This is a genomic window from Rhizobium leguminosarum, from assembly GCF_004123835.1.
Lineage (GTDB): Bacteria > Pseudomonadota > Alphaproteobacteria > Rhizobiales > Rhizobiaceae > Rhizobium > Rhizobium leguminosarum_M.
On the sequence record NZ_MZMU01000003.1, the window covers coordinates 201,766 to 222,370 of the forward strand.

A 20,605-nucleotide genomic window follows, 5' to 3' on the forward strand; every position below is an offset into this window, starting at 1 on the left:
GTCCAGTCCGGCCGGACGGCGTACCGCTCAGCTGGCGAAGGCGATCAGGTTGCCGTCGAGGTCGCGAACAATGAAGGTCTGGGCACCCCATGGCTCGATTCTCAACCCCTGATGGAGCGGGACTTCAGCTCTCGTATATTCCAGGAACAGTGCTTTGGCGTCGTCAAGCGTGATGGTCGCCGAAAGCGCGTCTTCCTCATGAAGCCGGAAATCCGGATGGAGAAAAGGCATGTCGACTGAGCGAAGATTGAGCCGCGCCGCACCCCGGAAGACCTGAGCATAGAAGGCGGGCTCGCCATAGGTGAAGGCAAGCTCAAAGCCGAGCTTGCCAATATAGAAATCGCAGGAGCTGCCGATGTCCCGGACGAAGAGTTGCGGTTGCGCGTCGATGAATGTCGGTGTCGAAGCTTTCGATTGTTGAGGCATGTTCATCAAGGTCAGTCCCTGTTTCAGCGCCGTCCAGCTTTCGAAACCTTCCTTTGCCGCAACGAGCTCCTGCGCATCGGCGAGCTTGAACGCGCAGTCGAGAATCTGCCGATCGTTCAGGCCGCCGTAACGGGGGAGCCACCGCCGGATTTCGGCGGCGACAGGATGATACCTGTTCTGATGCCAACGTTTATAGAGCTTGGCTCTCTTGCGGAGGTTTTCGAAATTCGACATGGCGCATGGTTGAGATGTGTGGGCGGGCATAGCCCAGCCGGCACAATGCCGATGCGCCCCACGGAAAACGCGATGTCAGGATGAAGGGATGGCGGGGGATCGTCAAGCTTTACAGCGCCGCGCGTTTTTTCAGACGCGCAAAAGGACGCTGCAACACTTTGAACTGCCGGCGGTCCTCGGCGTTTAGCTCGCGAAGCGGCCGGCGTCGGCGCCGTAATAATTCAGGTAGCGGTCCGAAATGCTGGAGATCGGCAGCACGATCAGCACGTCGGTCGTGTTGAAGGCATGATCGACGACCGCGTGGGAGCCGACCATCGCACCGAGGCGCATATAGCCCTTGATCAGCGGCGGCAGGGCCATCAGCGCCCGCTTCGGGTTGATGGCCTCGACCGGCATCAGGTCCATGTTGCGGGCCAGATGCGGCAGGGCGCCGACGGCCCATTCGTTCTTCGCCAGCACATTGTGGTAAAGGAAGGACAGCGCCAGCGCGTGGCTTTCGAGATAGACGCCGGGGAACGAGGCGCAGCCGAACATGGCGCTGACGCCGTGCTTCAGCGCGTAGGCCCAGTTGCCCTGCCACAGGAGCTCGACGGTGCGTTTGGTGCGGTATTCCGGCAGCACGCAGGAGCGGCCGAGTTCCATGAAGCGCTTGTCCGGATGTTTGGCGATGAGGCCCTCGATTTCGAATTCGGAAGCCGAGTAAAAACCGCCATTGGCGATGGCGACATCCTGGCGCAACAGCCTGTAGGTGCCGACGATCTGGTCTTCCGGGTCACCCTCGATCGAGCGGTCGAGAACGAGAAGATGATCGCAAACAGCGTCATAGGCGTCGACATCGCGCTGGCGGCGCATGGCGTCCAGCGGTAGCTGCGCCTTCATTTCGTTGACGAAGACGCGGTAGCGCACGGCCTGTGCCGCATCGATCTCGCGTGCCGTGCGGGCAAGGCGGGTCTCCAGATTGCCGATGCGGCCGAGGATATCGCCGTCCTTCTGTACAGCAGCCGTCGAGGGCCGTGCAGCCTCCGCCGTGGTGTCACGATTCAGGATGTCGATGGCGGACATGACGATTCTCCCGTTGCCGGCTTATCGACGCCATAAAACACTTCTCTACGACAGGAAAGTGACATTTTGAATTTCCAAGCGCAAGAAGCGTGCCGGTTTCTGAGGCGCTCACCGCGCCTCTGCCCGGCGGGCGGAAAGGGCGGCAACCGCCTGAACTTCGGTCAGCAGCCGCACCGGATCGACCGGCTTTATCATGACGCGATTGGCACCGTTGAGCAAGACTTGGCGGCGTGATTCGTCGCTCTTGTCGGCAGTCAGCACGATCACCGGCACCGAAGCGAGATCGAGCCGCCGCTCGTGGCCGCGCAGGCGTCCCAGCATCTCGATACCGTTGCCGCCAGGCATCGAGAGATCGCTGATGATGATATCGGGCCGGGCATTGGCCTCGCAGAGCGCGCAGTCGAGCAGCGTCTCGAAATCTTCGACATGGCGGACCTTATGCCCGCCCTTTTCCAGAACGACACGCACCAGCATGGCATTGATCGGATCGTCTTCGCCGAGCAGGATGCTGAGCCCGCTGGCGGCAATCAGCGTCTCCGCCACCGAAAGGCCGAAGCCCGGCTGGTTGTCGTTCAGTGCGTCGCGCTTCTCCATCCCGCGCATGCGCCCGCGCAGCACGTCGATCAGCGACTGTTCGCGCAGCGGCCGGATCAGCCAGGCATCGAAGAGGTCGAGCGGATGGGCGCTGCGCTCTTCCGGATTGACGAGCAGGACCTTGCGCAGGCCAAGTGCGGCGATTTCGGCGCGATCGGCAATATGAGCGGAAAATTCCGCCGACATCCGGTGGTCGATGATGATGTCGGTCGGCCGCCGTCCGCCCTTCCCCAGCTCGAGCAGTGTTGCCCGCGCCGTCTCGCCGTCGCCGACGAGATGGCAGAGGCCGCCGAGCGCAGTGATCGTTTCCGCGATGGCAGTGCGCGCCGCACCTGCCGGCGCCAGCAACACGACGCTGTTGCCGGCAAGCAGCGTGTTTCGCCGGTCGGGGCGCTCGCTGCCGATATCGACAGGGAAGCGGATGGTGAATTCGCTGCCTCTGCCCTTTTCGCTGGCAACCGTCAGCGCGCCGTTGAATTCACGCATGATGCGGGCGGAGATGGCAAGGCCGAGCCCGGTCCCGCTGCTCTTGTCGGCAACGCTCCCGCCCTGCTCGAACTCGCCGAAGACGCGCGCCTGCTCCTCTGCCGTCATCCCGGGACCGCTGTCAGTCACGGTGATCGAGAGGTGGTCGCCGTCGAGCGACACGCGGATGAACACGCCGCCGACCTGGGTGAACTTTACGGCGTTGCCGATGACGTTGAACAGAACCTGGCGCAGCCGCGCCGGGTCGAAGCTCATATTTTCGGGCACGTCGGATGACACAGTGGCGCCGATCTCGATACCCTTTTCATGCGCCCGATGGGCGAGCATCTCGACGACGCTTTCCAGAAGCTTGCGCAGCGATTCCGAGCGCGGGTGCAGCGCGAAGCGGCCGACCTCGATGGTGGAAAAATCGAGCAGATCCTCGACGAGCTGCGTCAATGCATGGCCGGACTGGCGGATGCTCGCGAGATAGTTCTGTTGTTCCTGCGTCAGCCGCGTCTCGGCGAGCAGATGCGTCATGCCGAGGATGCCGGAAAGCGGCGTGCGCACCTCGTGGCTGACGGTGGCAAGCAGCCTCGATTTGGCGGCGCTGTTATATTCGGCCTTCTGGCGGGCCTCCTCGCGGCCCTGCGCGATGAGCCGCTCGTCGGTCACGTCGCGAGCAACGCTCTGCAGCAGCAGGCGGCCGTTCGCCGGGTCGCGGGTAACGACATCGCGCCAGAGGAAGATGCGCTGGCCCTCCGGCGTCGAAATCTCGACATCGTAGCAATGCGGTACCGGACCGGGGCGGAAGGCAAGCCCGATCTCCTCGCAGGTGCGTCCTTCCGGACGCAGCCGTCCGGTCAGACGGCGAAAAGTATCGTTGGCGGAGATGATGCGCCGGTCCATGGTGCGGCCGACCGTGATGTCGCCGAGCACGTCGTGCACGTCGGCGAACAGCTTTGCGCCGGCGTTCCAATCCGGCATGGGTTGACCGGGACGCTGCCCGGCCCTGCGCGAGCGAACCATCAGCAGGGCATAACTGGCGATGACGGCAAGGCCAAGAATGACGAGGCCACCCGAAAGCAGCAGCGGATCGCCGGCATGGGCTAGCAGCATCAGGATCGTTGCGGCCAGAAGGCCGGCGCCGCCCAGCCAGTAGAACAGCAGGCGCCGTGTCGGTGCAGGTCCGCCCTGGCGGTCATCGGTGCCCCGCGGTGCCGCTGAGTTCGGCCGTGAGAAGGCCGTCTCCATCCGCTTCTCATGCGGCTTGGCGGCGGGTCCACCGAAGGCGGCGGACAATCTTTCCTGCAACTGTCCCAGGTTCTGCATGCTATCTGGCTAACATGAGGCCCGTTCCGAATGCCTTCAGGATTTCGATAAGATTTTAGCGGCCTGCCTTTTTCGGCAGCAGCAGCTCGTCGAGAATGACGCAGCCGGCCCCGATGGTGATGAAACTGTCGGCGAGATTGAAGACCGCGAAGGACCAGCTCTCGGTGTAGAAAAGAATGTAATCGATCACATGTCCATAGGCGAAGCGGTCGACGAGATTGCCGATCGCCCCGGCGATGATCAGCGCATAACCGAGATGAGCGATCCAGCGATCCTTCGCCGTGCGGTACCACAGCCAGATGACGAAGGCGACGATGACGAGCCGCATGCCGACGATGAACCAGCCGTCCATGCCGGACAGCATCGAAAAGGCGACGCCGAGATTGTAGGTGCGGTAGAGCGCCAGCATCGGAATGACCGGCACGACCTGCTGCAGCGGCAGATAATGATCGACGGCGATCTTGACGACCTGGTCGATGAGAACGGCGACGACGATGAAGAAGAGGATTGGTGCCGGGCGCGAAAACAGCGCCGGGCGCGCATGCGTCTGTTCGGTCATTTGCCCTCGGCAAGTGAGAGGAGATGGCGGCGTGCCTCGAAAAGCATGACGGCGGTGGCGACGGCGAGGTTCAGCGAATCGGCGCGGCCCTGCTGCGGAATACGGGCAAGCGCGTCGGCCTCCCTGGCCAGCTGCTCGGGCAGGCCGGATTGTTCGTTGCCCATCAACAGCACGACGGGCTTTTTCCGGTAGTCGATCGTCCGGTAATCGACCGCGCCGGCGAGATGCGTCGCGACGACGGAAACGCCGGCCGTTTTCCGCCAGGCAATGAATTCCTCAGGCGTCGCCCGCGCGACCGGAACGGCAAAGACCGAGCCCATGGTGGCCCGCACCGTTTCGAGCGAGAAGGGATCGGTCGTTTCTCCGAGAAGAATGATGCCGGAAGCCCCAGCCGCATCGGCCGTGCGGATGATGGTGCCGAGATTGCCGGGGTCGCGCACCCGGTCGAGCGCCACCCATGTCTCGCCCTCGCTCAGTCGGATACTCTTGAGCGGCGTCCAGCGCTGCTCGAAGATGCCGACGACCATCTGCGGATTGTCGCGGCGGGTGATCGAGGCGATCACCTTTTCGCTGACCTCGAGCACCAGCCCGCCCGAGGCGACGGTCCTTGCCGCCATCTGCTCGACCAGCGGCTTGCCCTTGGCGGCCTTGGCATAGACCAGCGTGCGGATCGCCCAGCCGAGTTCGATCGCATCGATGACGAGCTTCAGTCCTTCGGCCAGGAAAGTCCCGCTTTCCTCGCGCGACTTCTTGTTCGTCAGCGCCTTGATGTCCTTGATGATCGGATTGGCGAGCGAGGTGACTTCCTTCACCTGTCCGACCCTGCGCGGCCCCTGATCGTGGAAGTCCTTGCTCATTTCGGCACCCAGCGGGAAAAGAGGGAGGTGGAAAGCGCGCGGCCCTGCGTCCTGCCGTCGGTGCCGGCTTCGCGAATCACCAGCTCGCCGGATTCGACCACACCGCCGGCGCCCCGCATCGTCTCGCGCATCAGCTCGTGGATCGAATAGAAGCTGGCGCGGATCGAATAGGCCGTCAGCACCAGGCCCACTGCCTTCGGCGACAGGATCTCGCGGCAGACATCGAGCATCAACGGCAGATGCTCGAAAAGATGCCAGACTTCGCCATTGGGGCCGCGGCCGAATTTCGGCGGATCGGTGAGGATGATGTCGTACTGGCTGCCGCGGCGTTCCTCGCGCAGGATGAATTTTATCGCATCCTCGCAGATCCAGCGGATCGGCAGCTTCTCCATGCGCCCGAGCGCCTGGTTTTCCCGCGCCCAGCCGATCGCCTTCTTCGAGGCGTCGACATGGGTGACCTCGGCGCCGGCTGCGGCGGCAACCAGCGAAGCGACGCCGGTATAACCGAAGAGGTTCAGCACTTTCAGCGGTCGTCCGGCCTTTTCGACCTGCTCTTTCATCCAGCTCCAGTGGACGATCTGCTCGGGGAAGACGCCGACATGGCGGAAGGAGGTGAAGCGGCCGAGGAAATCGACGCCGAGCAGATTGAGCGGCCAGGTTTCGCCGAGCGCCTCCTTCGGGAAGCGCCAGCGGCCGGTGCCTTCCTCGTCGGTGTCGCCGGTGAAGGCGGCATCGACCTTTTCCCAGACTTGGGGCGCCAGAGACGGCCGCCACAGCGCCTGGGCTTCCGGACGGATGATGCGATAGGGGCCGTATTGCTCGAGCTTTTCGCCGTTGCCGCTGTCGATCAGGTGGAAATCGCCGGCCCCGAGCGATTCGAGGATGACGGGCACGCGCTCGGTCGGACGCTCGCCGCTGCGTGTCATCAGAGGACGCACGCCGGCGGCAGGCACAGCAGCCTCGCTTGCCGCCTCACGGGTTGCCGCGGGCCGCGCGACCGGCTTCGGCGGCCGGCCTGCCCGATCGTCCCTGCGGCTTTCACCGGAAGGACCCGATGTTTTCTTCTGGCCCGGCCGGCCTTCTCTCTGTTTCAACGTGCTCTTCCGCGTCTCTGTCGGGGTGTCTTATCGGCGTTGCGTCCGCTGCAGCGCCGCGCGTCTTTGAAACGCGCAAAGCACACTGCGGCACTTTGAATATGCAGTAGCCCAGAAAAGCCGGGCGGATCAACTGCGCCGCCGGGCAAGCCTGGGCAAGAGGAGAGGTTTTCCTGGCGCGGCGCCTATTTCAGGCCCTCGGAGGCCTGTGTGCGAAGCCAGCTTTCCGCCGCATAGAGGGCTGCGACATGCATCGACTGCATAATGACCGCGCCGGACTGCAGCTCGCCGAGGATGGCAGCAAGATCCGCAAACAGCAGCTCGACCTTCTCGCCGGGGTCGAAAGACGGTTCGCCGGCTCGGCTGAGGCCGAGCGCCAGCCAGCTCGTCACCACGTTGCTGTGGCTGGCGGCATTCGGATAGGAGGTGAGCAGCTTGACGAAGGTCGAGGCTTCATAGCCGGTCTCCTCCCGGAGTTCGCGCTTGGCCGCCGCCGTCGCCGCATCGCCGGTCTTGCTGTCGCCGGGTTCGACGCTGCCGGCGACCAGACCGAGCACGATCTCGCCGCGGCCGTGCCGGTATTCCCGCGTCAGCAGCAGGCGCCCGTCAGGCATCACAGGGATGACGTTGATCCAGTCGGGATAATCGAGCACATGGAAGGGCGCGACGACGATTCCATCGGCGGTGACGCAATCGTCGCTCCGGACCCGGATCCACCGGTCCTCATAGGTGATGCGGCTGGCCGTCACGCTCCAGGGCTTCAGTTCGTCGTTCATCGGCCCATCCCTTGTCTGCCAGATCGGAACCCGGCAGATAACATTCCGTCCCGCCTTGGCAAAGCGCTTTCCCGCTAGGATAAGATGAGCGAATCGAAGATGGGGCCATCGAATGGATTTCACCGGCGAAGAACGCATCGCCGCGCCGCGGGACATCGTCTGGGCAGCACTCAACGATCCCGAGATCATGCGCGGCTGCATTCCGGGCTGCCAGAGCATCGAGCGGCTGTCGCCTGATGTCTTCGAGGCGACGATCAAGGTCAGGTTCAGCCTGCTGTCTGCCACCTTCCACGGGCTGCTGACGCTTTCCAATGTCGATGCGCCGAAGAGTTACACGCTGTCGGCCGAAGGCAAGGGCGGTCTTGCCGGCTTCGCCAGGGGCAGTGCCGATATCGTGCTTGAGGAAAGGGGTGCCGAGACCATCCTGCACTACCGGTCGAAGGCCGAACTCGGCGGCAGGCTCGCCCAGCTCGGCGCCCGCCTGCTCGATTCGACCTCGCAGAAGCTTGCCGAAGGTTTCTTTTCGGATTTCAATGCCGCGGTCGTCGCGAAGATGGCAGCGGGTTAGGCTTGGCGCAGATTGAAGCTTCGTTTAAATCGGCATGATGACGTGGACTATCAGGCCGCCGCGGGCGGAAGATCAGGAAATGCTCGCGGAGATTTATCTTTCCGTGCGCCGCGAAACATTCGTCTGGGTCGATCCGGGCAAATTCCACCGCGAGGATTTCGCCGCCCATACCCATGGCGAGACGGTCTTCGTCTGCGCGCATGAAAGCGGCAGCGTCGCCGGCTTCCTGTCGCTCTGGCCGGAGGACGATTTCGTCCACATGCTGTACCTAAAACCGGAGTTCCAGGGCCAGGGAGCAGGCACGGCGCTGCTGCACGCCCTGCCGGAATGGCCGCAACACCGGTACCGCCTGAAATGTCTGGTGAAGAACCGGCGGGCTAAGGCGTTCTACCTTGCCCACGGTTTCCAGGTGACCGGCAACGGCGCCTCGCCCGAGGGCGACTATGAGGAACTGAGCTTTTTTCCGGTTTGACGGGCAGCCGGCCGTCGAAATATCGAGCCAATCGAAATAGCGAATCAGGTTTTACCGCGCCGGCAGCTGCCCGGCGATTTCCTCGGCGCGGTTCTTGTGGCGGTCGGCCTCGCTTTGCCAGCGAATGGCTTCCTTGGCCTCGGTGCGGGCGCGCTTGCGGTGTTTGCCCTGGCTGAACCAGGTGGCGGCCGCGCCGATCAGCATGCCTGATATCAGCGCGATGATCAGGAAGACGAAGAAGGGTGCGGACACTGCAAGCACCTGGTCTTCCGGCCGGAACGGATTGAAGGCGAGCGTAACGCTTTGCCGGTTGGCGACGCAGAAGACGATGAGAATGACGCCGAGCGGCAGCAGAATCAACAGGTTGACGATCTTCTTGGCCATTTGAGGTCTCCACGCGGCAGATTGCGCCAGTTTTTTTGAAGGGCGCGTTTCATGCTTGCAGCGCCACGCGTCCTTGTAAGACGTGTAAAGCACGATGCATTACCAGAATAGGAAAACGGCCCTCGAGTTCAAGTGCGGTTTCGCCGCAGGCAGCGACGGCTCAATCCTCTTCGTCGGCCTGGCCGGGATTAAGCCGCTCGCGCAGCTCCTTGCCGGTCTTGAAGAAGGGAACCCACTTCTCCTCGACGAAGACGGTATCGCCGGTCCGCGGGTTGCGGCCGGAGCGCGAAGGGCGGTTCTTGACCGAAAAGGCGCCAAAGCCGCGCAATTCGACTCGGTTACCCGCAGCCAGTGCATCCGTGATCTCGTCGAGAACCGCGTTGACGATATTCTCGACGTCGCGATGATAGAGATGCGGGTTGCGTGCCGCAACAATCTGCACCAATTCGGACTTGATCACTTTCGCCCCCTTAAATTATTGATTTCTTATCAATCGTGGCCAACCTGCCAAACTGAAAGCAGCCCGTCAAGAAGCAACTTTGGGGGCAGGATTCCATTGATATCCTGGGTTTTCATGAGATCATCATAACCGAAGATCGTAATCAACCGCGAAACAGCCCCAGCGAGCAGAAAGGGCGTATTGCTCTTCTTGTCCCAGTCCACCATCGGCAGATCGGCGTTAACGCCGCGTGACGTCAGATAGGCGCGAATCTCGGCCTCGCCGCCGATCGCATCGACGAGTTTCACCTTTAGCGCCTGGCGGCCGGTATAGATCGTGCCGTCGGCCAGTTTCAGCACCTCGTCGCGCGGCAGCTTGCGCCGGTCGGCGACCAGGTCGACGAACCAGTTATAGCTGTCGACCACCATGTTGCGGATCATCGCCTTGGCTTCCTCGCTCGCCTCGTGGAAGGGCGAGGGCTCGGCCTTCAGCGGCGAGGACTTGATCTCCTGCAGCGAGACGCCGATTTTGTCGAGCAGCGGCTGGATCTGCGGATACTGGAAGATGACGCCGATCGAACCGGTGATCGAGCTGTCGCCGGCAATGATCGTATCGCCGGCGGTGGCGATCATGTAGCCGGCGGAGGCGGCAAGCGTGCGCACGTCGGAGACGACAGGCTTCTTGGCTGATATCGCACGGATCGCCTTGAAGACTTTTTCGCCGCCATAGGTCGTGCCGCCGGGCGAGGAGATCGAAATCACCGCTGCCTTCACCTGGTCGCTGGTCTCGACCTTCTTCAACCGCTCGAGAAGCTCGTCGTCGTCGACGATCAGTCCGGATATCGTCACATGGGCGATGTGCGGGCGCTGCGTCCCGGCATCGCCGAGGGCGAAGCGGTAGAAGGCGAAACCAAGTGCCACGATGAGGGCCACCGCGATGAGGCGCCAGAAGCCCAGCTTGCGGCGCAGCCGCCGGCGATCCGAGATGATCGAACTGTCCATAGAAACCTCCAGCGCTGGCACCGGCTTCGGCATGCCGCCGATCGATCCGGTGAAATAGGGTGGCAGCGGCCCGTACGAATGCCACTTTTCAATGTTTTTCCGTTTTGTTGCTTGTTGCAGAAAAAATTCCATATTGGCAAGCCAATGTAATAATGCGAAACGAACTGTGATTGGCGGCCGGCTTTGTTATGAAGGCGCGGCGATCACCGCACATGGACGAGGCCTATGCTCGATACCCTGAAGAACAACGGACATGCCGCCTATTCAGGGTCCGGCAAGAATGCCTATGGCGATGCGTTGTTCCATTCCGCCCGCGTGCGGCGCCTGAAGATATTGCTGCCGGTGGCGGCCCTCATCATCGCGGCGAGCCTCACCGCGGTGGCGTTGGTCAGCATCTATCTGCCCGAGAACATCAAGATGGAAGGCGCCAAGATCGAGAACGGCAAGGTCGTGATGGAAAAGCCGGCGATATCAGGTCGCAATTCCGACGGCATCAATTATTCGATGCTGGCCGAAAGGGCGCTGCAGGATATCCGCAATCCCGATCTCATCACGCTTGAGACCATCAAGGCCGCGGTGCCGATGAATGACGGTTTGATCGCCCGCGTCGTCGCCTCGACCGCCGATTACAACCGCGCCACCGACAACCTGCATATGACGGCCCCCTTCACCCTGGTGCTGAGCAGCGGCCTCAATGCGAATTTCCAGTCCGCGCAACTCGACATCAAGGGCGGAAACATGCGGAGCGACGACCCTGTCACCATCACCAAGGACAATGCCTCCATTGTTGCGAAGACGCTTCAGATAACCGATAAGGGACGGGTGATCACATTCGAGGGGAATGTTCGCATGAATGTCGATCCATCCACCATCCATAAACAGGGCACTTAACCAGCCGGGTCATCCATGACAAAAGATTGTCGCATTTCCACTTGCAAGACAGGCATGGCATTCATTGCCGGCGCATTTGCCCTTATTCTGACGGCCACGGGCGCCGGCGCGCAGCAGGCGTCGGCCACGATGCCGGGCATGAAGCTGTCCAACGACCAGCCGATCCAGATCGAAAGCGACAAGCTCGAGATCCACGACCAGGAACACACCGCGCTCTTCACCGGCAACGTCAAGGTCGTCCAGGGCACGACGACGATGCAGTCCGGCAAGATGACCGTCTATTACAAGGATAAGGCGGCAAAGCCGGCCGCTGACGGCGCGCAGCCCGCAGCGCAACCGGAGCAGTCGGCCTCGCTGGCATCGGGAAGCGCCGATATCGACAAGATCCTGGTGACGGACAAGGTCTTCCTGAGCTCGGGCACGCAGACGGCGACTGCCGATGATGGCAATTTCGACATGGCCTCGCAGACATTCATCCTCACGGCGAATGAGGGGAACAAGGTTATTCTGTCGGACGGGCCGAACGTCTTTACCGGCTGCAAACTGACGGTTCATATGCAGACCGGCCAGGCGCAGCTTGAAAGCTGCGGCGGGCGTGTCCAGATTCAGCTCGATCCGAAATCGCAGCAGCAGAAGCAGAACTGAGAAGCCGGCCTCCCACGTGAAATTATCATCGCTATCCACCATGTTCGGCAAGCCCGGGCCACAAGCTGCGGGCGCCGCCGACAAGAGCCGCTATCAGGGAACGCTGATCGCACGGGGTCTGACGAAGACCTATGCGACGCGGCGCGTCGTCAACGGCGTCTCGCTGGTGGTGCGCCGTGGCGAGGCCGTCGGCCTGCTCGGCCCGAACGGCGCCGGCAAGACCACCTGTTTTTACATGATCACCGGCCTGGTGCCGGTCGATGAAGGCACGATCGAGATCGACGGCAACGATGTCACGACCATGCCGATGTACCGCCGCTCGCGCCTCGGCGTCGGTTACCTGCCGCAGGAAGCCTCGATCTTCCGCGGCCTGACGGTGGAAGAGAATATCCGCGCCGTCCTCGAAGTGCATGTGAAGGACAAGGCCGAGCGCGAGCAGAAGCTGAATGAGCTGCTGGAGGAATTCCATATCCAGAAGCTGCGCAAGAGTGCCGCCGTCGCCCTGTCCGGCGGTGAGCGCCGCCGCCTCGAAATCGCCCGTGCGCTTGCGACCGACCCGACCTTCATGCTGCTCGACGAGCCCTTTGCCGGCGTCGACCCGATCTCGGTCGCCGACATCCAGAATCTCGTTCACCACCTGACGGCACGCGGCATCGGCGTGCTCATCACCGACCACAATGTGCGCGAGACGCTGGGTCTCATCGACCGCGCCTACATCATCCATGCCGGTGAGGTGCTGACCCATGGCCGGGCGAACGACATCGTCAACAATCCGGAAGTGCGCCGGCTCTACCTCGGCGACAATTTCAGCCTCTGACGCCGGATCCGGATGATTTTAGGCCGGATCGGCAGAAATTCACCGTGCCATCATAGTTCCGCTTGACCAAATACAATAAAAAAGCAATTTTTGGGCCAACTTGGATTTCCGTGGCCTGAAGCCTTGATCGGACGCGGTTTCCCGGAGGAATCGAGGGGAGTTTCGCGTCCGTCATGGCACTGTCCGCCAATCTTTTCCTGCGCCAGACCCAGTCTTTGGTGATGACACCGCAACTGATGCAATCCATCCAGTTGCTGCAGATGACGCATTTCGAACTCAACCAGTTCATCGCCCTGGAAGTGGAGAAGAACCCGCTGCTCGAATTTCCGTCGAATGACGGTGAGGCGGGCGGCGAACGCGGCGATGCCGAAGATGGAGAATATGCTCATCAGCCCGAGGATGCCGGCTCCGACGATGGCTATGACAACCGCGCCGAGGCGCTCTCCAGCGACTGGTATGACAACGGCGGCAGCGCCAGCACTAGCCGGCTGAATGACGAACTCGACGCCAATTACACCAATGTCTTTCCTGATGACGGTGCCCCGCAGCGCCTCGATGCGCCGGAGCTCCTCAGCCAGTGGAAGTCGATGCCGGGCAGCGGCGAGGGCGCCGACTATGATCTCGACGATTTCGTCGCCGGCCAGGTGTCGCTGCGCGATCATCTCGCCCAGCAGATCCCCTTCGTCCTGCCTGACATGGCCGACCGGCTGATCGCGCAGAATTTCGTCGACCAGCTCGACGACTGCGGTTATCTGCAGGCCGATATCGTCGAGGCGGGCGAGAGGCTGGGCACGAGTCTCGCACAGGCCGAGCGCGTGCTCGCCACCCTTCAGAGCCTTGATCCGCCGGGTGTTTTCGCCCGCAGCCTGGCCGAATGCCTCGCGATCCAGCTCAGGCAGAAGGACCGATACGACCCGGCCATGCAGGCTCTGGTCGAAAACCTCGAACTGCTGGCGCGGCGCGATTTTGCCACGCTGAAGCGGCTCTGCGGCGTCGACGAGGAAGATCTTCTCGACATGCTCGGCGAGATCCGCCAGCTCAATCCCAAGCCCGGCAGCGGTTTCGAGGCGGGTGTTTCCGAAGCGATCATGCCCGATGTGGTCGTCAGAGCCGCCTCGGATGGCGGCTGGCTGGTCGAGCTCAATCCGGATACGCTGCCGCGCGTGCTGGTCAACCAGTCCTATTTTTCCCGCGTGACCCGGAATGGAGAGGATCACGCCTTCCTCTCTGATTGCCTGCAGAGCGCCAACTGGCTGACCCGCAGCCTCGATCAGCGGGCAAAAACCATCATGAAGGTGGCAAGCGAAATCGTCCGCCAGCAGGACGCCTTCCTGCTGCACGGCGTCGATCACCTGCGCCCGCTGAACCTGAAAACGGTCGCCGAGGCGATCAAGATGCATGAATCCACCGTCAGCCGCGTCACGTCGAACAAATATATGCTGACGCCACGCGGCCTTTTCGAACTCAAATATTTCTTCACCGTCTCGATCAGCGCCGTCGCCGGCGGCGACAGCCATTCGGCCGAGGCCGTGCGTCACAAGATCCGTGCGCTGATCCTGCAGGAGAGCCCGGAGGCGGTGCTTTCCGATGACGATATCGTCGACATGCTGAAGAAGGGCGGCGTCGATCTCGCCCGCCGCACCGTTGCGAAATACAGGGAGGCAATGAACATCGCCTCTTCGGTCCAGCGGCGCCGCGAGAAGCGGGCGCTCGCCAAGGTCGCGGGCTTCTGACGCGGCAATGCTTCGACCTCGATCGAAGCATCCGGCCCGCAAATCCCGTTATTCCTCTCCAGCGTCCCGCGTCTTTTCAGACGCGCAACGGCTGCAACCCTTTGAATTGTCTTCAACGAAAATCGAAATGCCGACGATGACGCCGCAAAATTCCAATCTTGCCAGGGAACTTTTCCTGCTGCTGGTGCTGGCGACCCTCTGGGGTTCCTCCTATAGCTTCATCAAGATCGGCGTCGAGACGATCCCGCCGATAACGTTGATCGCCGCCCGCACGCTGATTGCCGGCGGCATTCTGCTGGCCGTCCTGCACCACCGGCGTGTCCGTCTGCCGCGCGATCGTGCCACCTGGCGGCGGTTTTTCGTTCAGGCCTGCCTGAACAGCGTCGTCCCCTTCACGCTGATCGCCTGGGCGGAACAGTCCGTCGATGCTGGATTGGCGGTGATCCTGAATTCGGCAACGCCGATTTTCACCTTCCTGCTGGCCGTGCTGATCACCCGCCATGAGCAGGTGACGCTGCGAAGGCTTTTCGGCGTCATGGCCGGGCTTGCCGGCATCTGCCTCGTTATCGGCGTCGAAGCGCTCAGTGGTCTCGGTGAAAATCTGATGGCGCAGCTTGCCATCATCCTGGCGACCATCTGTTATGCAGGTGCCGCGATTTTCAGCAAGAACTTCAAGGGGCTCGATCCCGCAGTGCCGGCGGCCGGCTCGTTGATCTCAGGCGCGGTCATTCTCTTGCCGACGAGCCTCGTCGTCGATCGGCCGTGGGAACTCGATCCCTCGGCGGCATCGATGCTGGCGCTGCTGGCCCTCTCCGCCTTTTCGACGGCGCTTGCCTTTGTGATCTATTTCCGTCTCGTCCAGACGCTGGGTTCGGTCGGAACCACCGCGCAAGCCTATCTCAGAGTGCCGATCGGTGTTGCGATCGGCATCGTCTTTCTCGGCGAAAGACTGAGCCCGACGGCCTGGATCGGACTCGTCTGCGTCATATCAGGTGTCGCCGCCATGACGATCCCCGCAAGAAGGGGCGCAACGCAAGCGCGAAACGCGTAAAGTGGATGGGGCGGCGATCGGCGGCATGCCTTGCCCGACAAGATGTTCGGCACACGTTGACCGGGTACCGCCGAGGGTGATTCGGCGCCCTATTGACTTTTCGGCAAGCTCTGGCTAGAAGCCCGCCGCAATCGATGCCGTGAACGGCGTCTGGAGTTATCCCCAGCATCAGAAGGGCACTAAGGACCCGCAGGCCTAAGCCGATCTTGCTTGAGATTGTGCGAAGTGCTTGGATGAACCTGAGGCTTGGCGTAAACTGATACCCGCAAACGACCATAAGAAGGGAAACTCCATGAGTGTGCGTGTATCCGGGAAACATATGGAAATTGGTGAATCGTTCCGTCAAAAGATCGAGGACCAAATTGGTATGGCCATCACGAAATACTTCGACGGGGGATATTCCGGCCAGGTGACCGTGGAAAAGGCGAGTTCTCGTTACTCGGCGGATTGCAAGCTGCATCTCGACAGCGGGGTGGTGCTGCATGCGGCCGGCGAGGCGACCGACCCGCAATTGGCTTTCGACGCCGCCTCCCAGCGGATCGAAAAGCGGCTGCGGCGATACAAGCGCAAGCTGAAGGACCATCACGCCGGAAGCCATCTGAATGGTTTTGCAGAGGTCTCCTACACGGTCATGGATTCCGTTCCTGATCACGATGATGAAATCGCTGACGATTTCGCTCCGGCGATCGTCGCTGAAAGCACGAAGCAGCTGAAGACCATGTCGGTCGCCACCGCAGTGATGGCGCTCGACATGACCGACGAGCCGCTTCTCCTGTTCCGCAGCCCCGGCAAGGAACATCTGAACATCGTTTACCGTCGGCACGACGGAAATATTGGCTGGATCGATTCAGCCAGTATCAAAGGCTGAGATCAGGGTGGAGAGCGGCGGTATTGCCGCCGCTCCTTGCATTTGATCCCGGCGACAGAAGGAAAAAGAAATGGCATTGGCAGATTTGCTCCATCAGGATGCGATCATTCCCGCCCTCAGAGTAAATTCCAAGAAACAGTTGCTTCAGGAATTGGCTGCAAGAGCCTCCAGGATCACCGGGCTTTCCGAACGGGAGATCTTCGACGTCATCCTGCAGCGCGAACGCCTGGGCTCGACAGGAGTCGGCAACGGCATCGCCATTCCCCACGGCAAGCTGGGAAACATCCATTCGATCGTCGGCATCTTCGCCCGGCTGGAGCAGCCGGTCGATTTCGAGGCGCTGGACGACCAGCCTGTCGATCTCGTGTTCCTGCTGCTTGCGCCGGAGGGCGCGGGCGCTGATCATCTCAAGGCTCTGTCGCGTATCGCCCGCGTGCTGCGCGATCACGATCTGGTCGCCAAGCTGCGCGCCACCGATTCCGCCTCGGCGATCTACGCCTTCCTCAACGAAGAGCAGACGTCGAACGCTGCCTGAGCTGTATTATCCCCGAATGTGAAAAGGCGCCTGATATCCCAGGCGCCTTTTGCATTATGAGGGGCTGAACGATCAGAACTCTTCCCAGCTGTCCTGCGCCACGGCAGCGGATCCGCGCGACGGGACAGCCGCGCGGCGGACCGCCGGGGCGGCCGTGCGATGCGAAAGGGCTGAAGTCGCCGGTGCCCGCATCTTTTGCGCGACGGAGGCAAGGGCCGCGGCGTTGCCCGAACCCGAGACGTTGAAGCGCGTGGCGAGCGCCTTCAGCGTTTGTGCCTCGTCGTTGAGTGCGACGCTGGCAGCGGTCGCTTCCTCTACCATGGCTGCATTCTGCTGCGTCACCTGGTCCATCTGGTTCATGGCCTGGTTGATTTCCTTCAGGCCGACAGCCTGTTCGCTGGCCGATGCCGAGATCTGCCGGATGAGTTCGTTGATGCCCATCACCTGTTCGGCGATCTTGTGCAGCGTGCCGCCGGCGCGCCCGACGAGATCGACGCCTTCCTTGACCTGGACGGCCGAACTGTTGATCAGCGTCTTGATCTCCTTGGCGGCATTGGCCGAACGCTGTGCGAGTTCACGCACCTCCTGGGCGACGACGGCAAAACCCTTGCCGGCTTCCCCGGCACGGGCCGCCTCGACGCCGGCGTTCAGGGCGAGCAGGTTGGTCTGGAAGGCGATCTCGTCGATGACGCCGATGATCCGCGAAACCTCCGTCGAGGACTGTTCGATCCCCTGCATCGAGGCGATCGCCTTCTGCACCACTTCGCCGGATTTTTCGGCGTCCTGGCAGGCGAGGTTGACGTTGTCGGCCGCCGTGCGCGCATTCTCGGCGCTGGAATCGACCTGCGCGGTGAGTTCGTTGAGCGCGGCCGCCGTCTCTTCCAGGCTGGCAGCCTGCTGCTCGGTGCGCTTGGCGAGGTCGGAAGCGCTGTTGCTGATTTCACCGGTGCCTGAGCCGATATTGGCGACGCTGAGGTTCATCGTGTTGATGGTCTCTTCGAGGCTCGCGAGCGCGGCGTTGAAATCCTGCTTCAGCTTGCCGTATTCGCCGGGGAACTCGTCGGTGATGCGGTGGCTGAGATTGCCCTGCGACAGTTCGGAAAGGCCGGCGCCGACGATCGAGACGATATGGCGCTGCAGCGACACCGATTCCTGGCGCTCCGATTCCGAGCGGCTGCGCTCGGTCTCGGCGGCCCGCCGCTGGTCAGCGGCCTCGTCTTCGAGGCGGCGGCTGTCGGCGAGGGTGAAGCGGAAGCCTTCCAGCGCCTTGGCGACCGAACCGACTTCGTCGCTGCGGTCCTGGGCGGCGACCGGTTCGCCATACTGGCCGTCGCTCAGCGCCTTGACGCTGGCGACCAGCCCGCCGAGCGGCCGCTGCACGAAAGAGCGGACGGCGAAATAGAGCGCCAGCATGACGGCGCCAAGCACGATCAGCCCGTTGAGGATCATCATGTAGGTCTGGTCTCGCACCGGCGCGTTGATCGCCGCGTGCGGCACGTCGACGAGCACGACCCAGGTGGCGTTGACGCCGGGAACCGCGAACGGATAGACGACGCGATCGAAGGGATCGAGGCCGTCATAGGTAAGGTTCCGGACGAGGCCAGGCTGTTTGCTCGACAGCGCCGATTTGACGATGTCGGCGCCCTCGCCGTCATATTCCTTGGTCATCAGGTCGGGGATCGGCGCAACGATCCAGTTGCCGGCCTGCGACAGCAGCGTGACGCGGCCCGAACCGAAAGGATGCAGCGCCTGCAGCTTGTCGGTCAGCGACTTCAGCGAAATGTCGACGCCGCCGACGCCGATCATCTTACCATCAGACATGACCGGATAGGCAATCGAGGTCAGCAGCGTCGGCACGTCGGTTCCTTCGGCCATATAGGGCGTGGTGATCGCGCCCTTGCCGCTGTCGGCGGCGAGCTTCCACCATGCGGCGGTATAATCATTGTCGAAGGTCGAATATTGGATGCCGCCGTCCTTGGTCTTCGACCAGTAAGGCGTGAAGGCGCCGTTCTTGTTCGTGCCTTCGTCATTGTTGTTGGCGATCTCGGTGCTCTTGCCGTCAAGCGCGCCGAGCTGCTCGCAGAACCAGCTGCCGAAGGCGAAGGCATTCTGCTCGAGATTGGCCTTCAGCACGTTGATCATGCCCTTGCGATCGAGCGACTTGCCTTCATGGCCGCGGCCGATGACGCCCGACATGGTGCGTGCGGCGCTGGCGAGTTCGCCGACATTGGCGGCGATTTCATTGGCGATCGATTTTGCCTCGAGGTTGGCCTGATCCATCGTCAGCGTCTGGACGCGATCCCGGGTCTGGCCGATGAGGAAAAAGTTCGAGACGATAAGAACAAGCGCGATGGCGATGCCGGTGATGACGATGAGTTTCGCGGCAAGCGATTTCATGCGAAAAATGAACATGGGGTCCTCGGGCAAGGATGCGCCGAACGGGCATTCTCCGGCGCAGGAGCAAAGGCTCGCCCCATCATGAGGCAGCCGCCTACAGCGCCGCGCGTCTTTGTGAGACGCGCAAAGGACGCTGTAGCACTTTGAATGGCTGCATAATTTTCCCCCTTAAATCGATTCCGATTTAAGGAATTATGCAGAGGACAGCTGGATTCCAAAAGCGCAAGGAACCAGCGACCACGGGCAACATCGCCGGAGATCTCTTAAATTTGAATGAAACTCGATCGATCAAGACAAGGAAAATCGCCGGAACGCCCTGAATTACAGAGAGTTTTGCCGGCGGCTTCGCAAAGAGACGCGAACTATATCCTGTCTGCGACTTCCTCGCTCAAAGGGATCGAAGGTTGTGCTCCGGCCTTGAGGCATGCGAGCGAACCGGCAACCGCCGCACGGCGCAGCGCCGAGACAAAATCGAGGCCGTCGTCGAGGCTGGCAGCGAAATAGCCGCAGAAAGTGTCTCCGGCGCCGACCGTATCGACAGGTTCGATCTTGAGACCCTGCGCCCTCGAAATCGACCCGTCGCGAATGGCGATGACCCCGTCGGCGCCGAGCGTCACGATCAGCGTCTGGCCCGTCTCCGCATGCAGGTGCACAAGGGCTGCCTCGCGCGCCTGCGCGTCCATGCCCTCCTGCCCGGCGAGCCGCTCGAACTCGGTCTCGTTGGCGATGACGATATCGGCGAGCCGGCCGAGACGCGGCGCATCGGGGATCAGCGGCGCGAGGTTGAGGATGCTGGTGACGCCCTTGGCGCGGGCGGCCGACAGCGCGCCTTCGACGGCGGCAGCCGGCACTTCGAGCTGCAGCATCAGGATATCGCCGTCATTCATGCGGCCGATCGCCGTCTCGGCATCGGCAGGCGTGACCTGGCCATTGGCGCCGGGAACGACGGCAATCATGTTTTCGCCGTCGCCGCCGACAAGGATCAGCGCCGTGCCTGTGGGACCGTCGACATGTTTGATCAGAGAAAGGTCGGTACCTGCATCATCGAGCAGGGCCAGCGCCTCCGCAGCGAAAGCATCCTTGCCGACGGCGCCGGCCATATGCACGTAGCGGCCGGCGCGGCGCGCTGCCAGCGCCTGGTTGGCGCCCTTGCCGCCGGCGGCCGTGGCAAAGCCGTTGCCGGCCACCGTCTCGCCGGGCTTCGGCAGGCGCTCGGTCGTGGCGATGAGATCCATGTTGATGGACCCGAAAACCGTGATCATGAATGTGTCCCGTCTTCTAGAGCATGATGCCGAAAAGTGTGATCGGTTTTCGGACGACATCATGCTCTAACTATATAATGTAGAACAGGATTCAGATTTTAGGTCGATCCGGCCTAAAATCATCCTGTTCTAGAGCCTGCAAG

21 protein-coding genes are annotated in these 20,605 nt (G+C 62.1%); 9 read left to right on the forward strand and 12 right to left on the reverse strand.

What is annotated here, in order from left to right; translation table 11 throughout:
- Positions 1-27: 27 nt before the first annotated feature.
- From B5P46_RS04680 to B5P46_RS04710, 7 genes are all read right to left on the reverse strand, one after another.
- On the reverse strand, positions 28-660 hold the full coding sequence (locus B5P46_RS04680) for a bleomycin resistance protein (protein ID WP_129417700.1): 633 nt from the start codon (positions 658-660) through the stop codon (positions 28-30).
- Between the two features lie 183 nt (positions 661-843).
- The gene (locus tag B5P46_RS04685) at positions 844-1,722 is read right to left on the reverse strand and encodes a GNAT family N-acetyltransferase (protein WP_129417701.1); all 879 of its coding nucleotides are present in this window, start codon (positions 1,720-1,722) and stop codon (positions 844-846) included.
- A gap of 108 nt (positions 1,723-1,830) precedes the next feature.
- Positions 1,831-4,113, reverse strand: a complete 2,283-nt coding sequence (locus tag B5P46_RS04690; protein ID WP_129417702.1) for a PAS domain-containing hybrid sensor histidine kinase/response regulator — start codon at positions 4,111-4,113, stop codon at positions 1,831-1,833.
- A gap of 55 nt (positions 4,114-4,168) precedes the next feature.
- Positions 4,169-4,672, reverse strand: coding sequence for a signal peptidase II (gene lspA, locus B5P46_RS04695; protein ID WP_129417703.1), 504 nt, complete (start codon positions 4,670-4,672; stop codon positions 4,169-4,171).
- Entirely contained in the window at positions 4,669-5,529 is an 861-nt protein-coding gene (locus B5P46_RS04700; protein WP_129417704.1) for a TrmH family RNA methyltransferase, read from the reverse strand. The genes lspA and B5P46_RS04700 overlap by 4 nt, the downstream gene beginning before the upstream one ends.
- Entirely contained in the window at positions 5,526-6,623 is a 1,098-nt protein-coding gene (locus B5P46_RS04705) for a class I SAM-dependent methyltransferase (protein WP_129417705.1), read from the reverse strand. Before B5P46_RS04705 ends, B5P46_RS04700 begins: the two co-directional genes overlap by 4 nt.
- 185 nt (positions 6,624-6,808) lie before the next feature.
- Positions 6,809-7,399 carry an NUDIX hydrolase gene (locus B5P46_RS04710; RefSeq protein WP_129417706.1) on the reverse strand — a complete coding sequence of 197 codons (591 nt, stop codon included), beginning with the start codon at positions 7,397-7,399 and terminating at the stop codon, positions 6,809-6,811.
- A 112-nt stretch (positions 7,400-7,511) separates the two neighbouring features.
- On the opposite strand from B5P46_RS04710, the gene B5P46_RS04715 reads away from it, so the two are divergent.
- Together B5P46_RS04715 and B5P46_RS04720 are read left to right on the forward strand one after the other, a co-directional pair.
- Positions 7,512-7,967, forward strand: coding sequence for an SRPBCC family protein (locus B5P46_RS04715; RefSeq protein WP_129417707.1), 456 nt, complete (start codon positions 7,512-7,514; stop codon positions 7,965-7,967).
- A gap of 37 nt (positions 7,968-8,004) precedes the next feature.
- Positions 8,005-8,439 (forward strand): GNAT family N-acetyltransferase, encoded by a 435-nt coding sequence (locus B5P46_RS04720; protein WP_129418830.1) that lies wholly within the window; start codon positions 8,005-8,007, stop codon positions 8,437-8,439.
- A gap of 51 nt (positions 8,440-8,490) precedes the next feature.
- Here B5P46_RS04720 and B5P46_RS04725 read toward each other — a convergent pair whose 3' ends face one another.
- The 3 genes from B5P46_RS04725 to sppA form a co-directional block, all read right to left on the reverse strand.
- Positions 8,491-8,823 carry a LapA family protein gene (locus B5P46_RS04725; protein WP_129417708.1) on the reverse strand — a complete coding sequence of 111 codons (333 nt, stop codon included), beginning with the start codon at positions 8,821-8,823 and terminating at the stop codon, positions 8,491-8,493.
- Positions 8,824-8,983: 160 nt separating this feature from the next.
- Complete coding sequence (locus B5P46_RS04730; RefSeq protein ID WP_003544934.1) at positions 8,984-9,283, reverse strand: integration host factor subunit beta; 300 nt, start codon at positions 9,281-9,283, stop codon at positions 8,984-8,986.
- Positions 9,284-9,312: 29 nt separating this feature from the next.
- Positions 9,313-10,263, reverse strand: coding sequence for a signal peptide peptidase SppA (gene sppA / locus B5P46_RS04735; RefSeq protein ID WP_129417709.1), 951 nt, complete (start codon positions 10,261-10,263; stop codon positions 9,313-9,315).
- Positions 10,264-10,488: 225 nt separating this feature from the next.
- On the opposite strand from sppA, the gene lptC reads away from it, so the two are divergent.
- The 7 genes from lptC to ptsN all read left to right on the forward strand — a co-directional run bounded on the left by lptC (position 10,489) and on the right by ptsN (position 16,803).
- Positions 10,489-11,154, forward strand: a complete 666-nt coding sequence (lptC, locus tag B5P46_RS04740) for an LPS export ABC transporter periplasmic protein LptC (protein WP_129417710.1) — start codon at positions 10,489-10,491, stop codon at positions 11,152-11,154.
- A gap of 15 nt (positions 11,155-11,169) precedes the next feature.
- Entirely contained in the window at positions 11,170-11,799 is a 630-nt protein-coding gene (locus B5P46_RS04745) for an LptA/OstA family protein (RefSeq protein ID WP_129417711.1), read from the forward strand.
- A 40-nt stretch (positions 11,800-11,839) separates the two neighbouring features.
- Positions 11,840-12,616 (forward strand): LPS export ABC transporter ATP-binding protein, encoded by a 777-nt coding sequence (lptB, locus tag B5P46_RS04750; protein ID WP_003556077.1) that lies wholly within the window; start codon positions 11,840-11,842, stop codon positions 12,614-12,616.
- 173 nt (positions 12,617-12,789) lie between these two features.
- On the forward strand, positions 12,790-14,349 hold the full coding sequence (gene rpoN / locus B5P46_RS04760) for an RNA polymerase factor sigma-54 (protein ID WP_129417712.1): 1,560 nt from the start codon (positions 12,790-12,792) through the stop codon (positions 14,347-14,349).
- 127 nt (positions 14,350-14,476) lie between these two features.
- Entirely contained in the window at positions 14,477-15,400 is a 924-nt protein-coding gene (locus tag B5P46_RS04765; protein WP_129417713.1) for a DMT family transporter, read from the forward strand.
- 292 nt (positions 15,401-15,692) lie between these two features.
- On the forward strand, positions 15,693-16,268 hold the full coding sequence (gene hpf / locus B5P46_RS04770; RefSeq protein WP_011650214.1) for a ribosome hibernation-promoting factor, HPF/YfiA family: 576 nt from the start codon (positions 15,693-15,695) through the stop codon (positions 16,266-16,268).
- A gap of 70 nt (positions 16,269-16,338) precedes the next feature.
- The gene (gene ptsN, locus B5P46_RS04775; RefSeq protein ID WP_017995882.1) at positions 16,339-16,803 is read left to right on the forward strand and encodes a PTS IIA-like nitrogen regulatory protein PtsN; all 465 of its coding nucleotides are present in this window, start codon (positions 16,339-16,341) and stop codon (positions 16,801-16,803) included.
- 72 nt (positions 16,804-16,875) lie between these two features.
- Here ptsN and B5P46_RS04780 read toward each other — a convergent pair whose 3' ends face one another.
- Both B5P46_RS04780 and B5P46_RS04785 read right to left on the reverse strand, forming a co-directional pair.
- Positions 16,876-19,215, reverse strand: coding sequence for a methyl-accepting chemotaxis protein (locus tag B5P46_RS04780; RefSeq protein ID WP_129417714.1), 2,340 nt, complete (start codon positions 19,213-19,215; stop codon positions 16,876-16,878).
- Positions 19,216-19,562: 347 nt separating this feature from the next.
- Entirely contained in the window at positions 19,563-20,462 is a 900-nt protein-coding gene (locus B5P46_RS04785) for a ribokinase (protein WP_129417715.1), read from the reverse strand.
- Positions 20,463-20,605 lie beyond the last annotated feature (143 nt).